This is a genomic window from Curtobacterium sp. MCBD17_008 (assembly GCF_003234475.1).
Lineage (GTDB): Bacteria > Actinomycetota > Actinomycetes > Actinomycetales > Microbacteriaceae > Curtobacterium.
Window position 1 is genome coordinate 1 of the sequence record NZ_QKTK01000022.1, and the last position, 25175, is coordinate 25175.

Below are 25175 nucleotides of genomic sequence, written 5' to 3' on the forward strand. Positions count from 1 at the left end.
CGCGGGTCTTCGGACCACCACGGTCGCTGACGTGACCACCTGCCTGGAGGCGCGGTGCGGGTCGGGCCGGCACCGCGCCTCCAGGCAGGTGGTCACGTCAGCGACCGTGGTGGTCCGAAGACCCGCGGGTCAGCCGGTGACGGCCTTCACGCCGTCGGCGTACTGCTGCCCGAGTTCCTCGTTGACCTGCTTGGGCGAGCTGCTGCCGTTCAGGACGCTCTGCAGACCGGCGTTCAACTGGTCGTAGAAGGTCGAGGTGGGCCAGTCGGGGTAGAACGCCAGACCGTCACGCTCGGTGAGCGTGTTGAAGTTGGCGATGAGTTCCTTGCTCTTCTCGTCCGTGATGTCGGACTCGGTCGCCGCGACCGGGACGCCACCGTTGTTGCCGATGATCGCCTGCATCTCCGGACGGAGCGTGATGTCGATGAACTCCTCGGCGAGCGTCTTGTTCTTCGCCTTGGTCGGGACGACCCAGAGGTTGCCCGACGAGCCGGGCGACATCTCTGCGCCGGGGTAGAGGAACGTGCCCCAGTCCTGCTTCATCTCGGTGCCGAAGCGGCCGTACCACCACGAGCCGGAGAAGAACATCGGGTACTTGCCGCTGATGAAGGCGGTGCCCGCGTCCTCCGCCTTCATGCCGGTGGCGTCGGCGGAGATGTAGCCCTTGTCGGTCCAGTCCTTGATCGTCTTCGTGGCGTAGCTGATCTGCTCGTCCGAGAAGTCGACGGGGTTCTTGTACAGCTGGTAGTCGTCGACCCAGTCCCGGTCGGCCTTGGTCAGCGCGAGCTGGTACCAGAGCTGGCCGAGCGGGTACTCCGCCGCGGACTCGGCGAGCGGCGTGACGCCCTTCGACTCGAAGGTCGCCATGGCCTTCTCGAGGTCGGCCTCGGTCTTCGGGACCTCGACGCCGTACTCCTCGAAGAGCTCCTTGTTGTAGTAGAACTCGACGTACTCGCCGTAGTCGGGCACGCCGTACCAGGAGCCCGAGCCCATCACGCCCTTCTCGTCGTACCGGGCCGTGGTCTGCAACGACTTCGCGAGCTTGTCGTCCCAGCCGTACTTCTCCACGGCGTCGTCGAGCGGGCTGAGCAGGCCCTGGCTGGCGAGCAGGCCAGCCGTGGCGTTGCCCTTGTTGTACTCGATCAGGTCCGGGGCCTGGTCGGAGTTGAGCGACTGGCTGGCCGTCTTCCGGATCTGCTCGAAGCTCTTCTCCTGGAACTCGACCTTCGCGCCGGTCTCCTTCTCGAAGACCTTGATCGACTCCTTCCAGGCCTTGCCCATGGCGGAGTCCTCGGACTCGAAGTGCCAGAGCTTCAGGGTCTTGCCGTCCTCGTTGCTGCGGTCGTCGGCGCTCCCGCCGGCGGAACAGCCGGTGAGGACGACGGCGGTCGCGGCGAGCCCGGCGAGTGCGCCGAGCAGGCGTGACTTCTTCATGTCGCTACTTCCTTGTAGGGGGATGGGGCTGGTTCGGTTGTCGAAGCGCTTCGACGACGGACCGTCGAGAGCGCCCTTGAGCGGTGCCGGTCAGTGCACCGGTCGGATGGACCCGCGGTCGATGAACCGCGGTCGGAGGAGCGTGACGCCCGGTTCACGGGCACCGTCGACCTGACGGACGGCGCCCTCCACGGCACCGCGACACATCTCCTCGAGCGGGAGGGGGATGGTGGACAGGGGGACCTCGAGCACGTCGGTGTCGTAGCTCGCGCACGCGGCGAGGACGGAGACGTCCTCCGGGACGCGGACGCCCCGGGACACGAGGTGGGCGAGGACGGCCTCGACGACGGGCTCGTTGCAGTGGAACACGAGCGCCGTCATGTCCGGCAGACCGGCGAGCAGCTCGTCCGCCGCACGGCGCTGGTCGGCGCGGTCGAGGGACGGGTAGAGCGCCAGCGTGGCGATGCCGGCGGCGCGGCACTCGTCCTCGAAGGCGTCGGCGAAGCGGCGGATGAAGCCGGTGTGCCGTTCGACGTACGTGGCCGGGTGCCCGATGACCCCGATGCTGCGGTGCCCGGCGGCAGCCAGCTGCCGGACGGATGCCCGTCCGGCCTCGGCGAAGTCCAGGTCGATGCAGGTCAGGCCCGTGGTGTCACCCGGGACGCCGACGAACGCGGCCGCGGCACCGGAACGGCGCACGACCTCGGCCCGCTCGTCGTCCGTGGAGACGCCGAGCACGACGACCCCGTCGACCAGCGAGCTGTCCACCACGCGGCGGATGCCGGTGACCTCGTCGTCGCGGGCGAGCAGGAGCACGTCGTCGTCGTGCGCCCGAGCAGCCTCGACGACCGCTGTGACGAAGCGCATGTGCGTCGGCAGGTGCGCGTCCTCCCGGATCGGGGCGGACAGCGCGAGGATGTTCGTGCGGGCCCCGGCGAGCATCCGGGCGCCGGCGTTCGGACGGTAGTCGAGCTCGGCGACGGCCTGGTCGATGCGGGCCCGGGTCGTGGCGGAGATCGCGCGCTTGCCGGAGAGGGCGTAGGAAACGGTCGAGATCGACACGCCTGCGGCCTTCGCCACCTCGTGGATCGTCACCATCTGCGCACCTCCTCGTGCCGGTCGTCGTCGGGCGCGGGCCGCCGGTGAAGGTCCGGTGAAGCGCTTCGACGGCTCACGACGGTGACGCTAACAGCGTCGAAGCGCTTCGCGCAAGCATCCGTCGGCCCCGCGGACGAATGGAGCGCGCCACGGGGCCGCGGACTCGTGGGCTGCGTGCTCCTGCCGCCCGCGCCGTATCCTGACTGCGTGCTCGCCGCCGCTGGGGAGGCCCCGAGCTCGGGTGACCCCGACCCGTTCGTCGGCCTGCCGCCACGGAGGGAACTGCCATGAGCATGGAGAGCGCGGCCTGGAGCTCGCTGTACAAGATCTCGACCGCCAAGAACGGCGAACACGGCTTCTCGCGTGAGTCGGTGCGGCGGATCCTGACGTTCGCCGTGCCCTACCGGGCCAAGCTCGTCGTCTTCATCGCCCTCTCCGTCGTGGGAGCCGTGCTCGCGGTGGCGACGCCGGTGCTCGCCGGCCGGGTGGTCGACGTCATCGTGGCCCGGGGCGCGGTCGCCACGATCGTCTGGCTCGCCGTCGTCATCGCGCTCGTGGCGGTGGGCGACGCCGTCGTGTCACTCGTGACGCGCTGGTACTCGGCGCGGATCGGCGAAGGCGTGATCCTGGACCTGAGGACCGCCGTCTTCGACCACGTGCAGAAGATGCCGATCGCGTTCTTCACGCGCACCCGCACCGGCGCCCTCGTGAGTCGCCTGAACAACGACGTGATCGGCGCGCAGCAGGCCTTCAGCGGCACGCTCTCCGGCGTGGTCACGAACCTCGTGGCACTGGTCCTCACCCTGTCCGTCATGCTCAGCACGTCCTGGCTCGTGACGGTGCTCGCGGTGGTCATGCTCCCGGTCTTCCTGATCCCCGCGCGCCGCATGGGCAGCCGCCTGGCCGCGTTGCGCCGGGAGGCCGCCGACCACAACTCCGCGATGAGCACGCAGATGACCGAGCGGTTCTCGGCACCCGGGGCCACGCTCGTCAAGCTGTTCGGCCGCCCCGACGAGGAGTCCGAGGAGTTCCGCGTGCGCGCCGCCCGTGTCCGCGACATCGGGGTCCGGACCGCGATGCTGCAGTTCGTCTTCGTCACCGCGCTGACGCTCGTGTCCGCCCTCGCCCTCGCCCTCGTGTACGGGCTCGGTGGCTTCCTGGCGCTCGCCGGCCAGCTCGACACCGGCGCGGTGGTCACCCTGGCGCTCCTCCTCACCCGTCTGTACGTGCCGCTGACCAGCCTCGCGAACGCTCGGGTCGAGATCATGAGCGCGGTGGTGAGCTTCGAGCGGGTCTTCGAGGTCCTCGACCTCGAACCGCTCATCCGCGAGCAGCCCGACGCGGTCACCGTCCCCGACGGTCCCGTGGCCGTGGAGTTCGACGACGTCCACTTCGCCTACCCGTCCGCCGACAAGGTGTCCCTCGCCTCCCTCGAGGAGGTCTCCACGCTGGACACCCGTGGCGGCGAGGAGGTGCTGCACGGCGTGTCCTTCCGGATCGAGCCCGGACAGACCGTCGCCCTCGTCGGGACCTCCGGTGCCGGCAAGTCCACGATCGCGCAGCTCCTCGCGCGCCTGTACGACGTCGACAGCGGCGCCGTCCGGCTGGGCGGGACCGACGTCCGCGACGTCACGTTCGCCTCCATGCGGCACACCCTGGGCATGGTGACCCAGGACGGCCACCTCTTCCACGAGACCATCGGCGCCAACCTGCGTCTGGCGCGGCCGGAGGCGTCCGACGACGAGGTGTGGGACGCCGTCCGCCGAGCGCGGCTCGAGCCGCTCATCCGGTCCCTGCCGGACCAGCTGGACACCATGGTGGGCGAGCGTGGGTACCGGCTGTCCGGGGGTGAGCGCCAGCGGATGACCATCGCCAGGCTCCTGCTCGCCCGACCGCGCGTCGTGATCCTCGACGAGGCGACGGCCGCGCTGGACTCCACGTCCGAGGCCGCGGTGCAGGCTGCGCTCAGCGAGGCGCTCGAGGGGCGGACGGCGATGGTCATCGCCCACCGCCTCTCCACCATCCGCAGCGCCGACATGATCCTCGTCGTCGAGGACGGCTCCGTCGTGGAGCGCGGGACGCACGAGGAACTGCTGGCGGCGCGTGGGCGGTACGAGGAGCTGCACCGGACCCAGTTCGCGGTGCAGGAGGACGTCGCGGCGGAACCGCAGGCGGCGAACCCGACCTGATCGCCGTCCGTCCGCCGCGCTACCTGAGTGGGACCGGTGCCGGCCGGGAGGCCCGGCTCGCGACGTCGACGACCGCGTGCGTCCGCCCCGCGGTCGCGATGGACTCCATGACGTCGAGCACGTGGAACGCCAGCGCACCGGAGGCCCGGTGCTCCTCCCCCGACGCGATCGCCCGCGCCATGTCCGCCAGGCCCACACCGCGACCGGCGTCCCGGTGGCCCGCGAGTTCCGGAAGCTCCCGGAACGTCCGGTCCTCGGCCGTGGCGATCCTGGTCGGGTCCGAGAACCGGTTCGGGTCGGCGACCGACAGCGAGCCGGCGGTGCCGTGCACCTCGAACAGCGGCGCCTCGGTCGCCCAGACCTCGAACGACACCGTCATCGTGGAGACGACCCCGCACTCGTGCTCCAGGACCGCGACGACGTGGGTGTCGACGTCGACCGGCAGGACCCGGCCGGCGTCCGGGCCGGTGGCGACCGTGCGCTCCCGGGTCGACCGGGTCGTGCTGCCGCTGACGCGGACCACGGAGCCGAAGAACGTGACGAGGCTCGTCAGGTAGTACGGGCCCATGTCGAGCAGCGGGCCGCCGCCGGGCTGGTAGTAGAAGCCGGGTGCGGGGTGCCAGAGCTCGTGGCCGGGCGCGCTCCACGACACCGCCACCCCGACCGGTGTGCCGATGCGCCCCTCGTCGAGCGCGGCACGGGCGGTCTGCACGCCGGTGCCGAGGACGGTGTCCGGCGCGCTGCCGACCCGCAGGCCTGCGGCCTCGGCGGCGGCCAGGACGGGAGCGGCCTCGGCGGTGCTCAGCGCCAGGGGCTTCTCCCCGTAGACGTGCTTGCCCGCGGCGAGCGCCCGGAGCGCCACGTCGGCGTGCGCGGCGGGGATCGTCAGGTTGAGGACGACGTCGACGCCGTCGGACGCGAACAGCTCGTCGACCCCGAGCGCCTGCACGCCCTGTTCGGCGGCGACAGCTGCTGCCCGCTCGGCGTCGAGGTCGGCGACCGCGGTGAGCCGGAGGTCGGGCAGGGACGGGAACTGCTCGAGGTACTGCTTGCTGATGGTGCCGACGCCGACCATGCCGACGCGCAGGGGGGCGGCGCTCATCGGGCGGCCCACAGCAGACCGCGCTCGATGATCGTGCGGACCGGCTGCGACTCGACGATCTCGATGCGGTGCCCGGGTGCCGAGACGAAGACCCGCCCCTTCCCCCACTGCCGTGTCCAGATGGCCGGTGAGGTCACCGGACGGTTCCAGGCGTCCCAACTCCGGGCCTCCTGGGTGGTGGTCGCGAGGACGTCGTCGTACTCGTCGCTGAGCACCCAGTACTGCTCGCTGACCAGGTCGAAGTCGTCGATGCCCTGCGTGATCGGGTGCTCGCGACCGAGGTCGGTGATGTGCACGGTGTACGGGATGTAGTTGTCCGACTGCTCACCCACCCGCTCGGACGGGTGCTTGCCCGCGTGGTGGGCGAACTGGCCGCCGATCATGTGGAGGTAGTCGGCGTTCGCCCGGTACGAGTCCGCGATGCCGCCGTGCCACCCCGCCATGCCGGTGCCGGCGAGGACCGCCCGCTGCAGACCGGCGAACTCCTCGTCGGCGATCGTCGACATCGTGTTCACCTGCACGACCAGGTCGGTGGCGTCCATGACCGCCTGGTCGGCGTACACCGCGGTGCCCTCCTCGACACGGACGTCGAAGCCGTTGTCGCGGAGGAACGGGATGAACAGCTCGGTGGTCTCGACGGGCATGTGCCCGTCCCAGCCGCCGCGGACGACGAGTGCCTGGCGTTGCACGTTGGGTGCTCCTTGCGGATCGGGGGAAGGGTCGGTCATCGGGTGGGGGCGGGTCATCGGGCCGTGACGGCGGTCCACGCACTGCCGTCGGCGGCGCTCCGCTGCACGGCATCGAGGACGTCCTGCACGTGCAGCCCGACGGCGAAGGACGGCTCGGGCTGCTGCCCGGTGGTGATCGCGGTCACGAAGTCGACGACCTCGTGCACGAAGGTGTGCTCGTACCCGATCGTGTGTCCGGTCGGCCACCAGTTCGCCATGTACGGGTGCTCGGGCTCGGTGACGAGCACCCGCCGGAAGCCCTGCTCCCCGGCGGGTGCGGTGGCGTCGTACACGCGGAGCTCGTTCATCGCCTCGAGGTCGAACACGATCGCGCCCGTGGACCCGCTGATCTCGATCGTCAGGCCGTTCTTCCGCCCCGTCGCGTACCGGGTGGCCTCGAACGAGGCGACGGTCCCGCCCGGCCGCGCCGCGCCTCCGGTCAGTCGGCCGAGGAACCAGGCGGCGTCGTCGACGGTGACCTGTCCGCGCTCCTCGGAGGCGGTGCCGGACAGTCCGACGCCGTCCGCGAGCAGCGGTCGCTCGTGCACGAAGGTCTCGAGCGTGCCGCTCACGGAGCCGAGCCGGGCACCGGTGATGTGTTCGACCAGGTCCACGGCGTGCGCGCCGATGTCCCCGAGCGAGCCGGACCCGGCGAGCGCGGCGTCCAACCGCCACGTCATCGGCCCGTCCGCGTCGGTGAGCCAGTCCTGCAGGTACAGCGCCCGCGCCTGACGGACCTCGCCGATCCGGCCGGCCTGCACGAGCCGGCGGGCGAACGCGAGCGCGGGGACCCGGCGGTAGCTGAAGCCGACCATCGAGCGCACCCCGCGTCCCGCGGCCGACTCCGCGGCGGCGACCATGGCCTCCGCCTCGGCGACGGTGTTGGCGAGGGGCTTCTCGCACAGGACGTGCTTGCCGGCCTCGAGGGCCGCGATCGCGACCTCGACGTGCGACGACCCGGGCGAGCAAACGTCGACGACGTCGATGTCCGGGTCCTCGACCACGCGCCGCCAGTCCGTCTCCGCGCGCTGCCAGCCGAAGCGGGCACGGGCGGCCTCGGTGCGTTCCGGGTCGCGCCCGACGACGACCGTCATCTCGGGCTCGCGGTCGAGCGGGAAGAACCGCGGCGCGACCCGCCACGCCTGCGAGTGCGCGGCCCCCATGAAGCCGTGGCCGATCATCGCGACCCGCAACCGGTCGTCCGTCATCGCATGCTCCCTCGCATCGTGCGTCCGCCGTCGACGCTAGGGACCGGCGGGTGCGCGGGACAAGCCGGACGGGAGGATCGGAAAACTTTCGTGGGCGGGTCACGCGGCACGTGGTCGCGCGGAGGTCATCCCGGAGGAGCACGCCGGTCCTCCGCTGCGCCGATCCCGGCGGCCCTCCCCGACCGGTTGGATCGGTGCAACGACGAAAGGCACACCGTGTCCCGAACCCCCACCAAGCCCCTCACGATCGCCGCGCTCGCCCTCTGCGTGGTCTCCCTGACCGGGTGTTCCGCTCTGAGCGACACGCTCCACGACGAGGTCACCGGTCATGCGGAGACCCGCGCGGACCTGACGAACGCCCCGGAGTGGATGCCGTCGGACGCGACGGACATCACCTCGGTCACCGGGACGGGCGCGGAGGACGCGTCGGAGGCGCCGAAGACGATCGTGTTCACCAGTCCGGCCGGCGTGGCCGCGGACGGCTGCGACACCGTGCCGAGGAAGTCGGCTCCGGTCATGACCGTCCCCGAGGCCCCGGACGTGTACGCCGCGGACACCGTCGTCCGGTGCGGGGACTGGTCCCTGGCGGCGAAGGGGCACCGCTGGGTCGCCTGGACGCCGAACACGGGCGACGGCGCGTCCTGACCATGTCCCGTCATCGCGGCCGACCGGCTCGTCGTCGGCCCCCCAGTTGGATGCGCGTCCGCGTCGAGAGCCGCTCGACGGTGGCGGTCGCCGCCCTGTCCGCCGGACTCGGAGCCCTCGTGGTGACCGGTTCCGAGGCGGCGCAACGGATCGTCGAACTCGGACGGCGCACCGGCGAGAGCGCGACGGTCGCGGCGATCCTGCCGGTCGTGGCATGGGTGTTCATCGCGATCGCGCTGTACGTCAGCGCCGTCGTCGCGTCGAACACCTGCGCGACGGTGATCGCCGGTCAGACCCGCTCCCTGGCCCTGCAGCGTGTCCTCGGCGCCACCGGCGTCAAGCTCCGGCGGCAGGTCACGGGCGTCGGCCTCACCTGCGGCGTCCTCGGCGCCCTCGTCGGGGTCGTCGCGGGCACGGTCGTCGCCAACGGCGTGCTCGCCCTCGCGGCGGCCACGTCGGTGCTCCCGCCGCTCGGGTGGTTCCTGCCGCCGGCGTCTGGACCGATCGCCGCGCTCGTCGCAGCCATCACGACGATCGCGTTCCGCATCGGCTCCCGCGACGTCCTCACGATCCCACCGCTGCGGGCGCTCGACGCCGCCGTCGAACCCCTGCCCGGCGAGGCACCCACCAGGACCCGGAGTGTCGTGGCGGTCGTGTTCTTCCTGGCCGGTGCCGCGGGCATCGGTGTGGCGTTCGTGCTCGGTGCCACGACCGTCGGTGCGCTCCTGCTCGCGGTGACGAGCGGGGCCCTGTCGTTCACCGGGGTCGTCATCGCGTCCCCGGTGCTCCTGCCGGCCGTCCTCCGCCTCGCCGTGTCGGCGACCGCGCACAGCGTCATCGCGTCGATGGCCGCCCGGAACTCGCTCCGGGCCCCGAGACGCACGGCCCGAGCGACGGTCGGCCTCGTCATCGCGGTGACGCTCATGTCGACCTTCTCGGTCGGGTTCGCCACCTACGCCACCATGCTGCAGCGCCAGGCAGCCGGTGATCCGGTCTACTACCGCGACATCCAGACCCAGTTCGACCAGCTCGCGGTCATGTTCGCGGGACTCGTCGGTGCCGCGGGGATCATCGCGGCCGCCGGGGTGGTCGCCGTGACGGCACTGACGATCGCGCAGCGCAGCCGGGAACTCGGGCTCCTCCGGGTGGTCGGTGCGACGGCGCGACAGATCCGGTCGCTCGTCCTCGTCGAGACCGCCATGACGATCGCCATCGCCGTCGTGCTCGGGGTCGCCCTGGGCACGGCGTACGGGTGGGCCGGCGCCTACACGCTGCTCGGGGCGACGAACGGTGCGGTGCTCGTCGGGCCGACGGTGCCCGCGTGGCTCCTCGTCGTCGTGGTCTCCGGCGCGGTGTGCACCGGTCTCGCGGCTGCGCTCGGGCCTGCCGCCCAGGCCGTGCGGGGCACACCGGTCGCCGCGCTCCGCGGGTGAAGCGACGCCGGTTCGGGCGGTTCCCGACGGGGCGTCAATCGCGGGTCGCGACGATCGTGTACGTCGTCGGGATGCGGTCGCGGTCCCGCTCGGGCCACGCCCACGATCCGTCGCCGGTCTCCTCCATGCGGGAGCTGAAACGCCACGGCAGGGTCCGGCCCTCGTCGAGTCGACGGAGCCGGAGTCCTGCGCCGAGCAGGGCGTTCACGATCTCGGACAGCGGGTGCGGCCACTCGTACGTGCGGGGCTGCGACACGGTCCCGTCGCCGGCGTAGGTGGTCGCGTCCTCCCACTGCTGGGCGGTCCCGTCCGGGAAGTACCGGTGGCGGGTGACGAGCTCGTCGGCGTCCTCGTCCAGGGCGTACAGCGCCGGGTGGCCGTCGCGGATGAAGAACACCCCGCCGGGTCGCAGGAGTGCGGCCACCTGGGCGGCCCACCGGTCCAGGTCGGCCAGCCAGCAGATCGTGCCGATGCTCGTGTAGACGACGTCGAAGTCACCGGTCACCGCGGCTCGGGCGTCGAGGACGTCGGACTCGACCCACGTGACGTCGACCCCGGACCGCTCGGCCAGCGCCGCCGCCGACACGAGCGCCGGGTGCGAGAAGTCGACGCCGGTCACGCGCGCTCCCTCCCGCGCGAGCGAGACGGTGTCGGTGCCGATGTGGCACTGCAGGTGGCAGACGTCCAGGCCGTCGAGGGACCGGCCGGGGAGCCAGGGCGTGAGCGCCGGCAGGTCCTCGCGGACGACGTCCGACCGGTGGGCCGGGTCGGCGAAGGCGTCGCGCGCGTAGGCGCCCTCGTGGATCGGCACCCGGTCGTCCCAGTTCGCGCGGTTCGTGTCGCGGGCGTGCTCCCAGTCGACGTCGACGTGGTCCATGCTCATGCGCCCGACCCTACCGAGCAGGGCGGTCGCTCTCGACGGGCCTCCGGACCGGGTCGGACGCCATCCGTGACGGAACGCCCTCCGAACACGTCATGAGGAGAGAGCCGGGCGACGGACCCGGACGACTGGAGGACATCGATGGCCGACCCGATCCCGACCGAGGACCGCTGCCCGAGCGTGTTCGACCGGTGGCGCTGTGGGCTCCCGCAGGGCCACGGCGGACTGCACGCGTGGACGGACGCACGCGGTCGGACGACCTGGAACGACACCGCTCAGGGCCGCCGGCTGCCGGACCTGTGAGCACCGGACGCGGCTCCCGCGGTGCCGCGTCGACCGGTCACCCCACCTGCGCGGCCCGCGCCGGCCGTCAGCGTCGGACGGGAGGCGCGTCCCGCGTCCCGGGACCGGGTGCGGCCGTGGAGTCGCGCACCACGAGCGCCGTCGCGAGTTCGACCCGGACCGGCCCGTCGTCGAGGTCCCCCACCGGCTCGGTCGCGCCCCCCGCGTGCTGGCGGAGCGCCATCCGTGTCGCCCGCTGGGCCATCTCCTGCAGTGGCTGCCGGATCGTCGTCAACGCCGGACGTGCCCACCGTGCCGGTGCCACGTCGTCGAACCCGACGACCGACAGGTCCTCGGGCACCCGCAGGCCGGACGCCCGAGCGGCGTCGAGCACGCCGAGGGCCTGCAGGTCGTTGCCCGTCACGATCGCGGTCGGTCGGGGCGCCGTCGCGAGGAGCACACGGGCTGCGCGCTCGCCGTCCGCGCGGCTGAAGTCGGCGACGACGACGTGCCCGGCCGCCCCGTCGTCGACCGCAGCCGTCCCGGCGGAGGTGGTCCGGGCCTCCCGTCCGGCCGCGGCGAGCGCCGCGCGGTGACCGGCCAACCGGTCCGCGGCGCAGCGCATGTCGAGGGGCCCGGCGATCGCGGCGATCCTGCGGTGCCCGAGGTCGAGCAGGTGCTGCGTCGCGGCCGCTCCCCCGGCGGTGTTCGTCGCGCCGACCACGGGGACGTCGGCGGGCGGGTCGCCGACGGGGTCGACGACCGTGAACGGGATGCCCCGCGCGCGGAGCTGGTCGCGTCGGCCCGCGGTGAGGGCGGAGAACTGCAGGACGACCGCCACCGGGCGGCGGTGCAGCACGCCGGCGATCCAGTCCTCGCCCACGGCGTGGTCGGCGCCGAGCGCGGAGAGGGACAGCGCGTAGCCGTGCTCCCGGGCGACCTGCTCGACACCGCGGACGATCTCGATCGACCACTCGCTGGCCAGGTCCTCGACGACGAGCTCGACGAGGGACCCGGGCTCGGGCGGGCGGTCCCGCTGGGCGTAGCCGGAGGCGGCGAGCAGGTGTTCGACCCGCTCCCGGGTCGGACCGGAGACACCGGGGCGGCCGTTCAGGACCTTCGACACGGTGGCGAGCGAGACCGAGGCCCGGCGGGCGATCGTCCCGAGGGTCGGCCGCGCGGTGGCCCGGTCCGCAGCGCCGTCGCTCATGGTCCGAGTATCGCAGCCCGTGGTGCCGCTGCCCCGCCTACTGGGGCAGGCACCACGGCTTGGACCTTCGCCAGACTGATGGTGCACAGCCCCGTCCACCCCTGGGGGCCGAACGACGAACCGAGGCTGCGATGACCACCGATGCCCGATCCGCTGACAGTGCCACCGGCGCGGGGACCGCGGAGGACGAGCGCCTCGAGCAGGCACGCCTCCGCATCCGCATCGCCGAGGCCGCGATCGAACTCATCCGCATCGGCGACAGCCTGCACCTGACCGGTGACGCCGTCGCGGCCCAGGCACGGATCGCCCCGGAACTGGTGCAGCGCGAGTTCCCGACGTGGGAGAGCCTGCTCGCCGTCGCGGTGATGCGGTGGCACGAGGTCCGCCTGCGGCCGCTGCTGGAGCACGCCACGGGGGACGGAGCCGTCGCGTTCCTGGAACGCCTGATCGCGGCGAACCTCGCCGACCCCCGCATGATGCGCCTGCTGGTCAGCAGCTTGACCGCGGGCGCGGACCCGCTGAACCCGGCGGCGCCGTTCTACCGGAACCAGTACGAGGCCTTCCACCGCACGGTCCGGCAGCTGTTGGACAGCGACGTCGCCACCGGACGGGAAGCGGCGTCGGTCGACACCGGGAGCGCCGCCGTGCAGCTGCTCGCCCTGTACGAGGGACTGCAGCTGCAGGGCATGCTCCGGCAGGGCCTCGACGTCCTGGCGGCGTTCCGGACGGCGACGACGGAACTGCGCCGCGGCTGGGCCCTGCGCGGGCCGGTCGCGGGCGGCGGCCTCGACGGCGTCTACGACCTCTGACGCCCCGCCGCCGGGAGGCGCGGGGCGGGGCGTCGGCGCGCCTGCGGACCGTCGAGGGGTTGCGCTCGGGTCGGTGCAGCGCATATGTTCTCGCTGACAACAAATCCGCTCGACGACGATCGGCAGACTCCATGGCAGTGCAGCCCACCCGCGACGACAAGTTCTCCTTCGGTCTCTGGACCGTCGGCTACAACGGCTCGGACCCCTTCGGCGGCCCGACGCGCCCCCAGCTCGACGTGGTCGAGGCGGTCGAGAAGCTCGACGAGCTCGGCGCCTACGGCCTCACCTTCCACGACGACGACCTCTTCGCGTTCGGCTCGACCGACGCCGAGCGTCAGACCCAGATCGACCGCCTCAAGGGCGCGCTCGAGTCGACCGGCCTCGTCGTCCCGATGGTGACCACGAACCTGTTCTCCGCGCCGGTCTTCAAGGACGGCGGCTTCACCTCGAACGACCGCGACGTCCGCCGGTTCGCGCTCCGCAAGGTGCTCCGCAACGTCGACCTCGCCGCCGAGCTCGGTGCCGAGACGTTCGTCATGTGGGGTGGCCGCGAGGGCGCCGAGTACGACGCCGCCAAGGACGTCCAGGCCGCGCTCGAGCGCTACCGCGAGGCGGTCAACCTCCTCGCCCAGTACGTCACCGACAAGGGCTACGGCATCAAGTTCGCCATCGAGCCGAAGCCGAACGAGCCCCGCGGCGACATCCTGCTCCCGACGCTCGGCCACGCGATCGCGTTCATCGACACCCTCGAGCGCCCCGAGCTGTTCGGCGTGAACCCCGAGGTCGGCCACGAGCAGATGGCGGGCCTGAACTTCACCGCCGGCATCGCGCAGGCGCTGTACTCGGGCAAGCTCTTCCACATCGACCTGAACGGGCAGCGCGGCATCAAGTACGACCAGGACCTCGTCTTCGGTCACGGCGACCTGCAGAACGCGTTCTCGCTCGTCGACCTCCTGGAGCACGGTGCCCCGCAGGGTGGCCGTGCGTACGACGGCCCGCGTCACTTCGACTACAAGCCGTCCCGCACCGAGGACTTCACCGGCGTCTGGGACTCGGCCGCGGCCAACATGCGCATGTACCTGCTCCTCAAGGAGCGCGCGCAGGCGTTCCGCGCCGACCCCGAGGTGCAGGCAGCCCTCGAGGCGTCGAAGGTCACCGAGCTCGCGCAGCCGACGCTGAACGCGGGAGAGTCGTACGACGACTTCCTCGCCGACACCTCCGCCTACGAGGACTTCGACGCCGACGCGTACTTCGGCGGCAAGGGCTTCGGCTTCGTCAAGCTGCAGCAGCTCGCCCTCGAGCACTTGATGGGCGCTCGTGGCTGAGGTCGCCTCCAGCGCGACCGACCCCGGTGACGAGGACCTCCTCGTCGCCGGGGTCGACTCGTCCACGCAGTCCTGCAAGGTCGTCGTCCGGCGGGCCGCCACCGGCGAGGTCGTCCGCTCCGGCCGCGCGTCCCACCCGGACGGCACCGAGGTCGACCCCACCGCCTGGTGGGACGCCCTCGGCACCGCCGTCGCGGACGCCGGTGGCCTCGACGACGTCGCCGCGATCGGCATCGGCGGGCAGCAGCACGGCATGGTCGTGCTCGACGCCGACGGCCGTGTGATCCGCCCAGCCCTGCTCTGGAACGACGTCCGCAGCGCGGCAGCCGCCGCCGCGATGGTCGAGGAACTCGGCCGGGAGGCGTGGGTCGCCCGCACGGGTCTCGTCCCGGTGGCCTCGTTCACCGCCACGAAGCTGCGCTGGCTCCGCGACGCCGAGCCGGAGCACGCGGCCCGCGTCGCGGCCGTCGCGCTCCCGCACGACTGGCTGTCCTGGCGCCTCCGGGGCTACGGCCCGGCGGACGAGAGCCCGCTCGGTCCCGACCTGGACGCCCTGGCGACCGACGGTTCGGACGCCAGCGGCACGGCTTACTGGGACCCGGCCCGCCGCGAGTACGACCCGGAACTGTTCGAGCTCACCCTGGGCCGTCCGCTGCGCGGGGCCGAGACCGGTGACGACGGCGACGCGGTGATCGTGCCGCGCGTGGTCGCGCCGTCCGAGGCGATGGGCACGCTCGAGCAGGACGTCGACCTGCCGGGCGGTGCGCGGGCCTCCCGCGGGCTCGTCGTCACGGCGGGCGCGGGGGACAACGCCGGCGCCGCGCTGGGCCTCGGCCTGGCGGCGGGCGACGTCGCGGTGTCCCTCGGGACGAGCGGCACGGTGTTCGGCGTGACCGACACCGCGATCGAGGACCCGACGGGCACGGTCGCCGGGTTCGCGGACGCCACGGGTGCCCGCCTGCCGATCGTCACGACGCTCAACGCGGCCCGCGTGCTCGAGGTGGTCGGCGGCCTGCTCGGCGTCGACCACGCCGAGCTCGGGCGGTTGGCACTGCAGGCGCCGGCCGGTGCCGACGGGCTCGTCCTCGTGCCGTACTTCGTCGGTGAGCGCACGCCGAACCGACCGGACGCCACCGCGTCGCTGCTCGGCATGACGCCGGCGACGACGGACCGGGCACACCTGGCCCGGGCGGCGGTCGAGGGCATGCTCTGCGCCCTCGCCGACGGCCTCGCCGCGGTCGAGCGCACGGGTGTGACGGTCGAGCGACTCCTGCTCATCGGCGGTGCCGCACAGAACGAGGCCGTCCGGGTCGTCGCCGCGCAGGTGTTCAGCCGCGAGGTCCTCGTGCCGGAACCGGGCGAGTACGTCGCCGCCGGCGCTGCCCGTCAGGCCGCGTGGGTCGTCACCGGGTCACTGCCCGGCTGGTCGATCCCGACCACGGCGATCCCCGCGGACCCGCACCCCGAGGTGCTCGAGCGCTACCGGGCCGCCGTCGGCTGACCGCGGAGCGCACGTCGGCGGCGGGGCGCAACGCGATGACGTTGCGGCTCGCCGCCGCCGTCGTGTCCGGCTTCCGTGCCCTCAGCCAGCCCGCGGGCTGGACCGGACGTGCGCCCGCTCCCCCTGCGGCCCGTACAGGCAGAGCACCTCGGTGACCTGGTCGGTCACGTTGCCGACCCAGTGCGGGGTGTGGGTGTCGAACTCGACGACCTCGCCCGGGCCGAGGTCGAACACCTCGTCGCCGAGCGCCAGTCGGAGCCGACCGGACAGCACGTAGAGCCACTCGTAGCCCTCGTGGGTCTTCAGCGTCGTGTCCGAGCCGTGGTCGTGCGGCTCGATGAGCTGCTTGAACGAGCGCACGCCCCCGGTCCGCTTCGTCAGGGGGATCACGACACGGCGACCGTGCCGCTCGGGCTTGAGGTGCACCCGGGGGTCCCCGGTCGCCGGTGCCCCGACGAGGTCGTCGAGCGGCACCTGGTACGCGCGGGCGAGCGGCAGCAGCAGTTCGAGCGTCGGCTTCCGCTGGCCGGACTCCAGCCGGGACAGGGTGCTCACCGAGATGCCGGTGCGCTCCGCGAGCGCGGCGAGGGTGGTGCCCCGTCGCGTACGGAGCGCCCGGAGCCGTGGGCCGACCGCGTCCACGACGTCGGCCGTCGTCGGCTCCGTGGGGCGGGCCTCCCGTGCGTGTGCCATGCCCCCATGTTGCCATGCCGGCAACGGAGCTTGCCACCGACGATCCGCTCGGCAGAGGATCCCCCCATGTCCGAACTCCATGACGTCATCGTCGTCGGCGGCGGTGCCGCCGGCCTGTCCGCAGCGCTCATCCTGGGGCGCTCGCGCCGCTCCGTGCTCGTCGTCGACGCGGGCGAGCCGCGCAACGCCCCCGCCGAGGGCGTCCACAACTACCTGGGCCAGGAGGGCACCGCACCCCTCGACCTCGTCCGCGTCGGCCGAGAGGAGGTGGCCCGCTACGGCGTCACCGTCACGGACGGGAGGATCGTGGCCGCGTCCGCCGCGCCCGTCACCGAGGACGACCCGGTCGGGTTCCGGCTCACCCTGGACAGCGGCGAGGTCGTCGCAGCACGCCGCGTGGTCATCGCCGGCGGTGGCGTCGACCTGCTGCCGGACGTCCCCGGACTGGCCGAGCAGTGGGGCCGCGGGGTCGTGCACTGCCCGTTCTGCCACGGGTGGGAGGTCCGCGACCGACGGATCGGCGTCCTGGTGACGACACCGGCCGGAGCGCACCAGGTGCAGATGTTCCGGGCCCTCAGCGAGGACGTGACGGCCTTCGTGGCCGATCCCGGCACCGTCGACGACACCGTCCTCGCCGGTTTCGCCGCACGGGGGATCACGGTCGTCCACTCCCCCGTCGCGCGAGTGCTGTCCGACGGCGACCGGCTCAGCGGCGTGGAGCTGCCGGACGGGTCCGTCGTCGGACTCGACGCCCTGGCGGCAGCGAGTCGTGTCGAGGCCCGGGTCGACTGGGCCGCGGGGCTCGGACTGGCGCCCGTGGACCAGGAGGCCAACGGGACCCGGTTCGGCCGGGTCCTGGCCGTCGACGCGCTCGGGAAGACCGACGTCCCCGGCGTCTACGCGGCCGGCAACGTGGCGAACGCGATGCTGACGGTCATCGGCTCGGCGGCAGCGGGCACGCAGACCGGGGCCGCGGTGCACGGGGACCTGCTGCAGGCAGACGTGGCGGCGGCACTGCTGCGCTGATCGGTCCGGCCGCGTGGCTGCGGCTGCGGCGGTGCACCGGCGTCACCGCGTCGGCGTCAGCACGCTGTCGAGCACCAGGTCCTTGGCCGGACCACGGGCCTCCCACCGGACCCGCCACCGCTCGAGCGTCCCGGTGAGGAGGCCCGTGTAGTCGTCCGGCGCACAGGCGTGCTCGACGCGGTCACCCCACGCCCAGTCGTGGAACGGCCGGCCGTCGGCGAAGTGCACGTACCACCGGTCACCGGTGCCGCGTCGGACGGACAGGGTGCGCCACACCGGCGTCTCGGTGGCGCCGAGGACCATCGTCCCCGCCTCGTGCCAGCGCACGGACCCGTCGTCCTCGGCCGTCAGCTCGGTCGAGCCGGTCACCGTGCCCGACACCCCGCCGAGGCGGTCGTGCACCGTCCGGTGCAGGTCCCACCACCCGAGCAGGTCGGTGGGCAGCAGCAGTGCCGGGGCGGACGCCTCGGTGGCCGTCACTCGACCCGGTACCCGGCCTGTGCGGCGAGCAGCGGCGCGAGCGTGTACAGCTGCTCGCCGCCGATCGTCGCACCCCGCAGCCCGTCGAGCCGCTCCACTCGGTCGAGGTCGGCGCCGCGGAGGTCCACGTCCTCGATGCGGGTGTCCGCCCCGGCGACCTCCCGGATCGTGCTGCCCGGGAAGGCCACGCGCTGCAGCCGGGCGTCCGCGATGTCGACCTCGTCGATGACGCAGTCGCGGAACACCACGTCGGTGAGGACCGACGCGCGGAGGTTCACGAACCCGAGCTTCATGCCGATGAACTCCACCGCGCTGAACGAACTGTCGTACAGCTCGGCCGACCCGATCCGCCCGCCGGCGATCCGGACCTCGCGCCACGCGCCACTCTGAGCGCGGAGCACGGGGGCGTCCAGCACCTCGACCACGGTGTCCCGGATGCGGAGCCCGCGCAGGTCGGCGCCGTCGGCCCGGAGGGTCCCGACGACGCACTCCTCGAGCTCCAGGTCGGGCAGCCGCTCCCCCGCCACGTCGAGCAGGTCGATGCGCTTGCCGTCGATCCGGTCACCGGTCAGCACGTCCCCGGCTCCGGGCGACCACGGCTCGAGGTCCGCCGGTTCGGTCAGGGTGATGCGGGGCGCCGCGACGCCGGTCTTCCGTGCCATGCCCCCAGTCTGCCGCGGACGGACGACCGCGGGGTCGGGCACCGGGATCGAGACGTCGGGATCCTCAGACGTCGTGTCCTCGGACGTCGTTTCCTCAGAGGTCGGTGTCGTCCGAACGGGCGGCTGCTCGCAGAGCGTCGGCCATCCGTCCGGTGAAGTCGATGAACAGCTCGAAGGACTCGGGGGCAACGGCACTCTCGAGCACCTGGCGGTACGCGGCCCGCACGGACCCGAGGACCGCGACCGCGTCGAGCGTGAGCTCGATGCGGACGCTGCGCCGGTCATCGGGGTTCCGGACGCGGTCGAGGAGTCCCTGCCGGGTGAGCCGGTCGAGGAGCGCGGTCACGGCCCCGGTCCCCATCTCGAGGTACCCGCCGAGCTCCTTCGGCGTGCGGTCGTCGTCGACCGCACCGAGGAACTGCAGCGCGCGGAGGTCGACCGGGTTCAGGCCGTGCCGGACGGCGAGGTGCTGCATGAGGTGCGCGTGCTCGACCTGTGCGCCGTAGAGGGTCGCCACGGCCTCGTCGAGGAGACGGTCGAAGTCGGCGGTCGAGGGGCGCCGAGGAGGTGCGGTCACAAGGCGACCCTAGTCGACATCCGTTCATCACGGAGATTGACAAACTCGAAAATCGAGGCGTACAGTCGCAGATGCCTCGAAAATCGAGGTGACACGATCAGGATGGAACCCGGAAATGCGTCGCCCTACCCGCACCCTCGCTCGCTTCGGCACCTTCGCCGTGATCCCCGCCGCGCTGCTCGCCGCCGGCGTCGCCGTCTCCACGGCGAGCTACTCGGCCTTCTCGGCGACCTCGTCCGACGGTGCCGACAACTGGTCGATGGGCACGGTCGCGTTGACGAACGACGCCTCGAACGGCGCGCTGTTCTCCGCGTCGAACCTGAAGCCCGGGTCCACCGGCACGAACTGCATCGCGGTGACCTCGAGCGGCAGCCTGCCGAGCGCCGTCCGCATGTACGCGAAGGACGTCACCCAGACCAAGGCCCTGGCCTCGTCCGTGACCCTGCAGGTCAAGCAGGGCACCGGCGGCGGCTACGGCACCTGTGACGGGTTCACGGCGGCGACCGGGACCGACGGCACCCTCTACGACGGCTCGCTCGCGTCCTTCGTGTCGACCCGGAAGGACTACGCGTCCGGCCTCGGGACGTGGAAGACCGCGGGCACGAAGCCCGAGACGCGGACCTTCCAGATCACGTACACCGTCTCCCCCGACGCACCCGCGACCCTCATGGGCGCCACCGCCAGCCTCGGCTTCACCTGGGAAGCCCAGAACCTCTAGTCCCTGCCCACCACCGCACGCCCACCGGACAGGAGGATCGGCATGCGCTCGTCGTCGTGGCTCCGGTTCACGGTCGTGCTCGCCGCTCGTGGCGTCATCGCGGCACTCGTGGGCGTCGCGTTCTGGGGCATCGCTCCACTCGCACTCGGGTGGCACACCACCACCGTGATGACGGGCTCCATGCAGCCCACCCTGCTGCCCGGTGACGTCGTCGTGAGCAAGCCGGTCCCGGCCCACGATCTCCGCGCGGGTCAGGTGCTGCTCTTCCAGGACCCCGACCACGCCGGCGTGCTGCGCCTGCACCGCCTCCACGACGTGGACGCCCACGGCGAGCTCGTCACGAAGGGCGACGCGAACCCGGAGGCGGACTCGACCGCCGTCGCGCGGTCCTCGGTCGTCGGGGTCGGCTACCTGCGTGTCCCGCTCGTCGGGCTCCCGGTCGTCTGGGCCGCAGAGCACCGGACCGTGCCCCTCGTCGCACTGGCCGCCGGGATCGTCGTGCTCGCCGGGTTCGCCGTGGTGCCCGCCGTGCGCACCCGCACCGACGACCCGACCGACCGGCTCCCGCACCACGGCCGTCACCGTGCCGCACGTCCGCGCCGCCCCCGCGCCCGAGCCGTCGTGGTGGCGGCGACGGTGTGTGCCGTCGTCGGGGTCGCACTGCCCGCACCCGCGGCCGCCGCTGCCTTCGCAGCGACCACGACGACCGGGGCCAGCTCGATCACCACCGCGGTCGCCACCCCGGTGACCGGGCTCACCTGCACGAACGTCGGCAACGGCGCGGTCGACGTGGGATGGGCCTACTCCGGGGTCGCGCCCGAACGCTTCACCGTCCTGGTCGACGGGGCCGCGAGCGGGATCAGCACCGGTGCGGGCGAGCGGGACGTCACGCTGGGCGCGTCGGACTTCTTCGTCTGGAAGACGTCGACCATCAGCGTGCGCACCGACCTCACCGACACGTGGACGACCACGTCGCCGTCCACCGTGCGGATCACCACGATCCGGCTGTTCGGACTCGGCCGCACCTCCTGCGCCCGCTGACGAGCCCGGTCGAACGCCGGTCCACGGCCGACCCCGGCGTCAGCGTCAGCGTCAGCGTCAGCGCCCGGCGGCGTAGTGGCTGCTCACCTGTGCCGCGGTGAGCACGGAGTTGTAGACCGCAGCGAACCGCATGGAACCCGTGAAGTACGGGTTCGCCGGCGCTCCGGGCCAGCCGGAGATCGTGTCGTACCCGATCCGCCAGTACCCGGTGTAGTTCTCCGGCGCCGTGTAGTTCGCGTTCGAGGCGACGAGCGCGCCGTCGACGTACAACCGCATGCCGGTCGTGGCGGACATCGTCGAGACGACGTGGTGCCACGCGCCGTCGTTGTAGGACTTCGGCGAGGTCACCACCTGCGTGGCCCCGTTGTAGGCGCCGAAGACGAGCTGCCCGTTCGTGTTGAGGTAGACCTGCCGGTCGTGCTGGCCGGAGACGGTGACCTGGCTGCCACCGAAGCCGATGAGCAGGCCGCCGGCCACCGAGGTGCGGAACCAGACCTCCTCGCTGAAGGTCACGGGGTTCCGCTGCGCCGCGGGGGTGGAGAGGAAGTCGGACGCTCCGTCGAGGAGCCACGCGGTCCCGGGGTCGCGGGGGCAGGCGATCGGGCTCGGGGTGCTCGCGGTCATCCCGCCCTGGTAGGTGCCGTTCGCGCCCTTGCCGGAGAAGTCGGCCGCGGTCGTCGAGCCGGACGGCTCGGTCAGCTTGTACGCGAACAGGGCATTGCTGGCGGTGGCGTCGAAGCCTACCGCACCGGTGCAGGTGTTCGACGCCGCGGTGCCGGCGGAGTTCGACCCGTTCGTCACCTTCGCGCTGAAGCCCGAACGGGTCGGGGCGAACTGGTTGACGAGGAGGACGACGGCGAGTGCGACGACCAGCAGGACCGCGACGACCTTGCCGTCGCGGAGACGACCGGGGTTCACGAGGGCCGCACCGTCTGCACGCGTCCGACCACCAGGCAGAGGACGAGCGGGACCAGGCAGGCCGCGACGAGCAGGGCCCAGCCCGTCGGGTCGAGGTCGATGCTCGACATGAGCTGGTAGTGACCGTGCCGGTTGAGCTCGGTGATGGTGACCCGCCCCACCTCGCCGTCGACGAGGTGCACGGCGTTGCCGCCGACCGCGTCGACGCGGACGGGGAAGATCCCGGAGGAGACGACGGTCGCCTCGACCGAGCCGGGGGACGTGCTGTTCGAGATCGTCGTGACGTTGACGAAGGGCTTGAGCAGGAAGGCCGCGTACGAGACCGTGAGGGAACCGCCGGCGATGCGCAGGCTGCTCCGGGTGACCCGGTCGGTGAAGGCGCTGGTCAGGCCCCAGATGAGGAGCGTCCCGACCAGGAGGACCGGGGCGGCCTTGAAGAGCCAGCCGAGGTGTGGGACGAGCAGGACCGGGGCGCCGACCAGGTCGTCCTGGGTCAGGGTCCACGGGTCGGCGGCACCGTTCACGTCGCCCCGGGCGCGGATGCCGCCGTCGGGGTCGATCTCGATGATCCGGTGGGTGTACACGACGTCGGGGTTCGCGGCGACGCTGTACGAGACGATGTCGCCGACGCGGAGCGACGAGGCCTGCACGGGCATGTCGAGCACGAGCGTGCCGACCGGGGCGGCTTCACCCATGGACGGCGTCTCGACGACGAACCAGCGGCCGCCGTTGGTGAGGAACAGCATCGCGGCGGTCAGGAGGACCGCGGCGATGACGGCGACGGACCAGGCGAGGACGGACTCGGAGCGGCTGAACGTCCGCCCGCGCAGGAGCGGCCGCGGCAGTGTCCCGCTGAGCGGGATGGCCGAGGTCTGGCTCATGTGCTGCTCCGTCCTGGTCGGTGTCGGTCACGGGTGATGGCGACGCTCGACCGTAGGGGGGGTCGGTCGAGCGTCGCCGGTCTGGGTGGGACGGATCAGGCCGTGAAGGTCCAGGTCATCGGGACCGAGGCGGCGAGGCCCTGGTAGGTGTTGCCGGCCGAGGAGTCGAGCGTGACGGCGAAGTTGAAGGGGACGCTCGCACCGGCGGCGGGAGCGGCGGGCAGCGAGATCGCGGCGGCGCCCTTGAAGCTGGCGAGGGTGCCGGAGAAGACCGTGGTGGAGCCCGAGGTGATGACGAGGTTCATCTTCGCGCAGAGGTCGGTCGCGGTGCCGTTCGACGTGCCGTTCGCCGTCTGCGTGCAGGTCGCACCGGGGGTCAGCGTGAAGGTGTTCGCGGCGGCGGTGCCCGTGTTCTTGATGGTGATCGGGGTGTTGACCGTGTTGCCCGGGGTCATCGTCGTGCTGCCACCGAACTTGTTGATGGTCGAGCAGGTCGCCGAGTTGGTGGAGACCGAGCCGCCGTCAGTGCTGAGACAGGTGACCGATGCGTTGGCGTTCTGCTCCTGCATGATCAGCGTGCCGCTGGCGGCGGTGTTGCTGCTGTTCGTGATGCTCGCGGCGAACCCGGAGAGGGTGCCGGTGAGCGAGAGGGAGAGGAGCACGGCGGCGAAGATGCCCGCGAGGAGCGCAACGGGGGCGAAGCGGAGGCGCTTCAGCGGGGAGGTGCGGAGCGGGTTGGACACGGGGTACCTCGATGTTCGGTGGTCGGTGTGGGGGTGCAATCCTTCGGAGGAGTGATTGCTTGATCATTAAGATAATGACCGGTTGAGCCAGATGGAAGCCCGAGTCCGCCCCCAGAGCGGGGGCCAGCGCAGGACGGGAGGCGCGACGGCGTCCGGCACGGTCGTGTCGGCCCGGTACTCTTCCGCAACGAGCGAGGGGCGGGACCAGGTGGTGACGGGACAGGACGAGGACGGCGCGACCGACCTGATGGCCGCGTTCGACGCGGTCGTCCGCGCGAACGCGAGCCTCGTCGGGCAGTTGAGCGCCCGTGCCGGCGTGCACGAGAGCGGCCTGCGCGCGCTGGTCCTCGTCAGTGACACCGGGTACTCCACCCCGACCGAGGTCGCCGGGTTCCTGGGCCTGACCTCCGGCGCCGTGACGAACCTGATCGACCGGCTGACGTCCGCCGGCCTGCTCGAACGGACCCCGAACCCGAACGACCGTCGCGGGTCGCTGCTGCGCCTCCGTCCTGCGGGCGAGGAGGTCGTCGGCGACTACCGCCGTCGCTACGTCGCGATGCTCCGCGCCGTCGACACCCGGCACCGCGGTGACCTGCACGCGGTCCTCAACGACCTGGCGACCGGCCTGTACGAGCAGGCGGCGACCGCGGCACCCACACCGGGGACGGACGGAGCGTCCCGCTGACCGCCGGTCCGTCCTGACGGCACGCTCCCCGCAAGACGACGGGCGCCACGGTCGGTGGGGACCGTGACGCCCGGGTGTCCGTGCGGGTCGGAATCCGTGCGGTTCAGACGCCGGCCGTGCTCCGGATCCACGAGGACGCCTGCGCGAGCAGGGCGTAGTTCGACCCGGCGCGCGTGTTCGCCCCCGGGTCGGCGCTGTCACCCGTCGAGCACACGCCGACCACCTTGCCGTTGACGATGAGCGGTCCACCGGAGTCTCCGTGGTTGGACGCTCCCGTGACGCCTGTGACGTGCTGCGCGCGACCGCGGAAGGCGTCGGTGCTCGCCCCGGTCAGGGACACGGTCGCCTGGTACAGCCCGTCGGACTGCACGGCGTCCGCACGCAGGCCGTAGCCCTGGATCGTGCCGGTCCCGCTCGACTTCGCGGTCGCGGTGAGGTCGAGCGGCGTGTACGAGGACAGCGCGTACGCGGTCCGGAGGTGCACCAGCGCGATGTCGCCGGCGGGCGCGGCGGTCACCCGGTTCACGGCCACGGGGGTCCCGCGGTTCACCGTCGAGTTCGAGTGGTACACGTTCATCGCGCCGATGCCGTCGATGCAGTGTCGGGCGGTCAGGACCCACGACGCCGTGATCTGTTCGCCCGTGCACGTGCTGACGTACCCGGCGGGGATGTCGCCGCCCGACGCCTCGAGCTGCACGACCGACGAGGTCGCCGGCGCCCGCTCGCCCCCGACGACCTTCGTCGACGCGGGGAGCGCCGACGCCGGGGCTGCGGTGAACAGTCCCGCGGCGATCACGGTGGCCGCTACCGCGGCGGTGACGGACTTGTGCATGTCGACTCCTTCGTCGATGGGGAACGAGGCAGTTGCACACCGCAACTGCCTCGTATCCTCACCCCCGTCGGAGGG

26 protein-coding genes are annotated in these 25175 nt (G+C 72.4%); 11 read left to right on the top strand and 15 right to left on the bottom strand.

The features are described from left to right. Positions 1-129: 129 nt before the first annotated feature. Positions 130-1434 carry an extracellular solute-binding protein gene (locus DEI95_RS15440; protein ID WP_110825560.1) on the bottom strand — a complete coding sequence of 435 codons (1305 nt, stop codon included), beginning with the start codon at positions 1432-1434 and terminating at the stop codon, positions 130-132. Positions 1435-1524: 90 nt separating this feature from the next. Beyond that, positions 1525-2532: a LacI family DNA-binding transcriptional regulator gene (locus tag DEI95_RS15445; RefSeq protein WP_111060791.1), complete on the bottom strand. Its 1008-nt coding sequence runs from the start codon at positions 2530-2532 to the stop codon at positions 1525-1527. 287 nt (positions 2533-2819) lie between these two features. On the opposite strand from DEI95_RS15445, the gene DEI95_RS15450 reads away from it, so the two are divergent. After that, positions 2820-4721 (top strand): ABC transporter ATP-binding protein, encoded by a 1902-nt coding sequence (locus DEI95_RS15450; RefSeq protein WP_111060792.1) that lies wholly within the window; start codon positions 2820-2822, stop codon positions 4719-4721. A gap of 19 nt (positions 4722-4740) precedes the next feature. Here DEI95_RS15450 and DEI95_RS15455 read toward each other — a convergent pair whose 3' ends face one another. The 3 genes from DEI95_RS15455 to DEI95_RS15465 form a co-directional block, all read right to left on the bottom strand. Continuing rightward, positions 4741-5823 (bottom strand): Gfo/Idh/MocA family protein, encoded by a 1083-nt coding sequence (locus DEI95_RS15455; protein ID WP_111060817.1) that lies wholly within the window; start codon positions 5821-5823, stop codon positions 4741-4743. Next, positions 5820-6467: a ThuA domain-containing protein gene (locus DEI95_RS15460; RefSeq protein WP_258367627.1), complete on the bottom strand. Its 648-nt coding sequence runs from the start codon at positions 6465-6467 to the stop codon at positions 5820-5822. Before DEI95_RS15460 ends, DEI95_RS15455 begins: the two co-directional genes overlap by 4 nt. A 98-nt stretch (positions 6468-6565) precedes the next feature. Further along, the gene (locus tag DEI95_RS15465; RefSeq protein WP_111060793.1) at positions 6566-7759 is read right to left on the bottom strand and encodes a Gfo/Idh/MocA family protein; all 1194 of its coding nucleotides are present in this window, start codon (positions 7757-7759) and stop codon (positions 6566-6568) included. Positions 7760-7975: 216 nt separating this feature from the next. On the opposite strand from DEI95_RS15465, the gene DEI95_RS15470 reads away from it, so the two are divergent. Both DEI95_RS15470 and DEI95_RS15475 read left to right on the top strand, forming a co-directional pair. Then, complete coding sequence (locus DEI95_RS15470; RefSeq protein ID WP_110825564.1) at positions 7976-8404, top strand: hypothetical protein; 429 nt, start codon at positions 7976-7978, stop codon at positions 8402-8404. A gap of 50 nt (positions 8405-8454) precedes the next feature. Beyond that, positions 8455-9837, top strand: a complete 1383-nt coding sequence (locus tag DEI95_RS15475) for an ABC transporter permease (RefSeq protein ID WP_181436399.1) — start codon at positions 8455-8457, stop codon at positions 9835-9837. A 34-nt stretch (positions 9838-9871) separates the two neighbouring features. On the opposite strand, the gene DEI95_RS15480 is transcribed toward DEI95_RS15475, so the two are convergent. Next, positions 9872-10720, bottom strand: a complete 849-nt coding sequence (locus DEI95_RS15480) for a bifunctional 2-polyprenyl-6-hydroxyphenol methylase/3-demethylubiquinol 3-O-methyltransferase UbiG (protein WP_111060795.1) — start codon at positions 10718-10720, stop codon at positions 9872-9874. A 138-nt stretch (positions 10721-10858) separates the two neighbouring features. Here DEI95_RS15480 and DEI95_RS16795 point away from each other — a divergent pair, with 138 nt between their 5' ends. After that, positions 10859-11020, top strand: coding sequence for a hypothetical protein (locus DEI95_RS16795; RefSeq protein ID WP_181419509.1), 162 nt, complete (start codon positions 10859-10861; stop codon positions 11018-11020). A gap of 67 nt (positions 11021-11087) precedes the next feature. Here DEI95_RS16795 and DEI95_RS15485 read toward each other — a convergent pair whose 3' ends face one another. After that, entirely contained in the window at positions 11088-12209 is a 1122-nt protein-coding gene (locus DEI95_RS15485) for a LacI family DNA-binding transcriptional regulator (protein WP_111060796.1), read from the bottom strand. Positions 12210-12340: 131 nt separating this feature from the next. On the opposite strand from DEI95_RS15485, the gene DEI95_RS15490 reads away from it, so the two are divergent. The 3 genes from DEI95_RS15490 (at position 12341) to xylB (ending at position 15844) form a co-directional block, all read left to right on the top strand. After that, positions 12341-13018: a TetR/AcrR family transcriptional regulator gene (locus tag DEI95_RS15490; RefSeq protein WP_111060797.1), complete on the top strand. Its 678-nt coding sequence runs from the start codon at positions 12341-12343 to the stop codon at positions 13016-13018. A gap of 131 nt (positions 13019-13149) precedes the next feature. Next, positions 13150-14343 (top strand): xylose isomerase, encoded by a 1194-nt coding sequence (xylA, locus tag DEI95_RS15495; RefSeq protein ID WP_110901931.1) that lies wholly within the window; start codon positions 13150-13152, stop codon positions 14341-14343. Next, positions 14336-15844, top strand: coding sequence for a xylulokinase (xylB, locus tag DEI95_RS15500; RefSeq protein ID WP_111060798.1), 1509 nt, complete (start codon positions 14336-14338; stop codon positions 15842-15844). Before xylA ends, xylB begins: the two co-directional genes overlap by 8 nt. An 81-nt stretch (positions 15845-15925) precedes the next feature. On the opposite strand, the gene DEI95_RS15505 is transcribed toward xylB, so the two are convergent. Next, a complete protein-coding gene (locus DEI95_RS15505; RefSeq protein ID WP_110825571.1) occupies positions 15926-16537 on the bottom strand; it encodes a helix-turn-helix domain-containing protein in 612 nt (203 codons plus the stop codon). A gap of 66 nt (positions 16538-16603) precedes the next feature. Between DEI95_RS15505 and DEI95_RS15510 the strand changes: the two genes are divergently transcribed. Then, positions 16604-17563 carry an NAD(P)/FAD-dependent oxidoreductase gene (locus DEI95_RS15510; RefSeq protein ID WP_111060799.1) on the top strand — a complete coding sequence of 320 codons (960 nt, stop codon included), beginning with the start codon at positions 16604-16606 and terminating at the stop codon, positions 17561-17563. A gap of 42 nt (positions 17564-17605) precedes the next feature. On the opposite strand, the gene DEI95_RS15515 is transcribed toward DEI95_RS15510, so the two are convergent. The 3 genes from DEI95_RS15515 to DEI95_RS15525 all read right to left on the bottom strand — a co-directional run bounded on the left by DEI95_RS15515 (position 17606) and on the right by DEI95_RS15525 (position 19282). Beyond that, positions 17606-18043: a DUF6314 family protein gene (locus tag DEI95_RS15515; protein WP_111060800.1), complete on the bottom strand. Its 438-nt coding sequence runs from the start codon at positions 18041-18043 to the stop codon at positions 17606-17608. After that, complete coding sequence (locus DEI95_RS15520) at positions 18040-18705, bottom strand: pentapeptide repeat-containing protein (RefSeq protein WP_181419508.1); 666 nt, start codon at positions 18703-18705, stop codon at positions 18040-18042. The genes DEI95_RS15515 and DEI95_RS15520 overlap by 4 nt, the downstream gene beginning before the upstream one ends. Before the next feature lie 94 nt (positions 18706-18799). Next, the gene (locus tag DEI95_RS15525) at positions 18800-19282 is read right to left on the bottom strand and encodes a MarR family winged helix-turn-helix transcriptional regulator (protein WP_258365856.1); all 483 of its coding nucleotides are present in this window, start codon (positions 19280-19282) and stop codon (positions 18800-18802) included. A gap of 115 nt (positions 19283-19397) precedes the next feature. Here DEI95_RS15525 and DEI95_RS15530 point away from each other — a divergent pair, with 115 nt between their 5' ends. Together DEI95_RS15530 and DEI95_RS15535 are read left to right on the top strand one after the other, a co-directional pair. After that, a complete protein-coding gene (locus DEI95_RS15530) occupies positions 19398-20000 on the top strand; it encodes a hypothetical protein (protein ID WP_110825575.1) in 603 nt (200 codons plus the stop codon). A gap of 42 nt (positions 20001-20042) precedes the next feature. After that, positions 20043-21041, top strand: a complete 999-nt coding sequence (locus DEI95_RS15535; protein WP_111060801.1) for a signal peptidase I — start codon at positions 20043-20045, stop codon at positions 21039-21041. A gap of 57 nt (positions 21042-21098) precedes the next feature. On the opposite strand, the gene DEI95_RS15540 is transcribed toward DEI95_RS15535, so the two are convergent. The 3 genes from DEI95_RS15540 to DEI95_RS15550 all read right to left on the bottom strand — a co-directional run bounded on the left by DEI95_RS15540 (position 21099) and on the right by DEI95_RS15550 (position 23583). Further along, positions 21099-21959 (bottom strand): LamG domain-containing protein, encoded by an 861-nt coding sequence (locus DEI95_RS15540; RefSeq protein ID WP_111060802.1) that lies wholly within the window; start codon positions 21957-21959, stop codon positions 21099-21101. Next, complete coding sequence (locus DEI95_RS15545; protein ID WP_111060803.1) at positions 21956-22840, bottom strand: S26 family signal peptidase; 885 nt, start codon at positions 22838-22840, stop codon at positions 21956-21958. Before DEI95_RS15545 ends, DEI95_RS15540 begins: the two co-directional genes overlap by 4 nt. A gap of 95 nt (positions 22841-22935) precedes the next feature. Continuing rightward, positions 22936-23583 carry a hypothetical protein gene (locus DEI95_RS15550; RefSeq protein WP_111060804.1) on the bottom strand — a complete coding sequence of 216 codons (648 nt, stop codon included), beginning with the start codon at positions 23581-23583 and terminating at the stop codon, positions 22936-22938. 211 nt (positions 23584-23794) lie between these two features. On the opposite strand from DEI95_RS15550, the gene DEI95_RS15555 reads away from it, so the two are divergent. Continuing rightward, complete coding sequence (locus tag DEI95_RS15555) at positions 23795-24268, top strand: MarR family transcriptional regulator (RefSeq protein ID WP_309146549.1); 474 nt, start codon at positions 23795-23797, stop codon at positions 24266-24268. Between the two features lie 103 nt (positions 24269-24371). Here the strand turns inward: DEI95_RS15555 and DEI95_RS15560 are convergent, their stop codons facing one another. Continuing rightward, entirely contained in the window at positions 24372-25100 is a 729-nt protein-coding gene (locus DEI95_RS15560; RefSeq protein ID WP_111060805.1) for a trypsin-like serine protease, read from the bottom strand. Between the last annotated feature and the right edge of the window lie 75 nt (positions 25101-25175).

What these genes read in the sequence shown, in the direction of transcription:
- DEI95_RS15440 (WP_110825560.1), bottom strand. Translation starts at nt 1,434, where the DNA reads ATGAAGAAGTCACGCCTGCTCGGCGCACTCGCCGGGCTCGCCGCGACC.
- DEI95_RS15460 (WP_258367627.1), bottom strand. Translation starts at nt 6,467, where the DNA reads ATGCCCGTCGAGACCACCGAGCTGTTCATCCCGTTCCTCCGCGACAAC.
- DEI95_RS15505 (WP_110825571.1), bottom strand. Translation starts at nt 16,537, where the DNA reads ATGGCACACGCACGGGAGGCCCGCCCCACGGAGCCGACGACGGCCGAC.
- DEI95_RS15455 (WP_111060817.1), bottom strand. Translation starts at nt 5,823, where the DNA reads ATGAGCGCCGCCCCCCTGCGCGTCGGCATGGTCGGCGTCGGCACCATC.
- DEI95_RS15485 (WP_111060796.1), bottom strand. Translation starts at nt 12,209, where the DNA reads ATGAGCGACGGCGCTGCGGACCGGGCCACCGCGCGGCCGACCCTCGGG.
- DEI95_RS15480 (WP_111060795.1), bottom strand. Translation starts at nt 10,720, where the DNA reads ATGAGCATGGACCACGTCGACGTCGACTGGGAGCACGCCCGCGACACG.
- DEI95_RS15560 (WP_111060805.1), bottom strand. Translation starts at nt 25,100, where the DNA reads ATGCACAAGTCCGTCACCGCCGCGGTAGCGGCCACCGTGATCGCCGCG.
- xylA (WP_110901931.1), top strand. Translation starts at nt 13,150, where the DNA reads ATGGCAGTGCAGCCCACCCGCGACGACAAGTTCTCCTTCGGTCTCTGG.
- DEI95_RS15450 (WP_111060792.1), top strand. Translation starts at nt 2,820, where the DNA reads ATGAGCATGGAGAGCGCGGCCTGGAGCTCGCTGTACAAGATCTCGACC.
- DEI95_RS15545 (WP_111060803.1), bottom strand. Translation starts at nt 22,840, where the DNA reads ATGAGCCAGACCTCGGCCATCCCGCTCAGCGGGACACTGCCGCGGCCG.
- DEI95_RS15465 (WP_111060793.1), bottom strand. Translation starts at nt 7,759, where the DNA reads ATGACGGACGACCGGTTGCGGGTCGCGATGATCGGCCACGGCTTCATG.
- DEI95_RS15530 (WP_110825575.1), top strand. Translation starts at nt 19,398, where the DNA reads ATGCGTCGCCCTACCCGCACCCTCGCTCGCTTCGGCACCTTCGCCGTG.
- DEI95_RS15475 (WP_181436399.1), top strand. Translation starts at nt 8,455, where the DNA reads ATGCGCGTCCGCGTCGAGAGCCGCTCGACGGTGGCGGTCGCCGCCCTG.
- DEI95_RS15535 (WP_111060801.1), top strand. Translation starts at nt 20,043, where the DNA reads ATGCGCTCGTCGTCGTGGCTCCGGTTCACGGTCGTGCTCGCCGCTCGT.
- DEI95_RS15445 (WP_111060791.1), bottom strand. Translation starts at nt 2,532, where the DNA reads ATGGTGACGATCCACGAGGTGGCGAAGGCCGCAGGCGTGTCGATCTCG.
- DEI95_RS16795 (WP_181419509.1), top strand. Translation starts at nt 10,859, where the DNA reads ATGGCCGACCCGATCCCGACCGAGGACCGCTGCCCGAGCGTGTTCGAC.
- DEI95_RS15510 (WP_111060799.1), top strand. Translation starts at nt 16,604, where the DNA reads ATGTCCGAACTCCATGACGTCATCGTCGTCGGCGGCGGTGCCGCCGGC.
- DEI95_RS15520 (WP_181419508.1), bottom strand. Translation starts at nt 18,705, where the DNA reads ATGGCACGGAAGACCGGCGTCGCGGCGCCCCGCATCACCCTGACCGAA.
- DEI95_RS15490 (WP_111060797.1), top strand. Translation starts at nt 12,341, where the DNA reads ATGACCACCGATGCCCGATCCGCTGACAGTGCCACCGGCGCGGGGACC.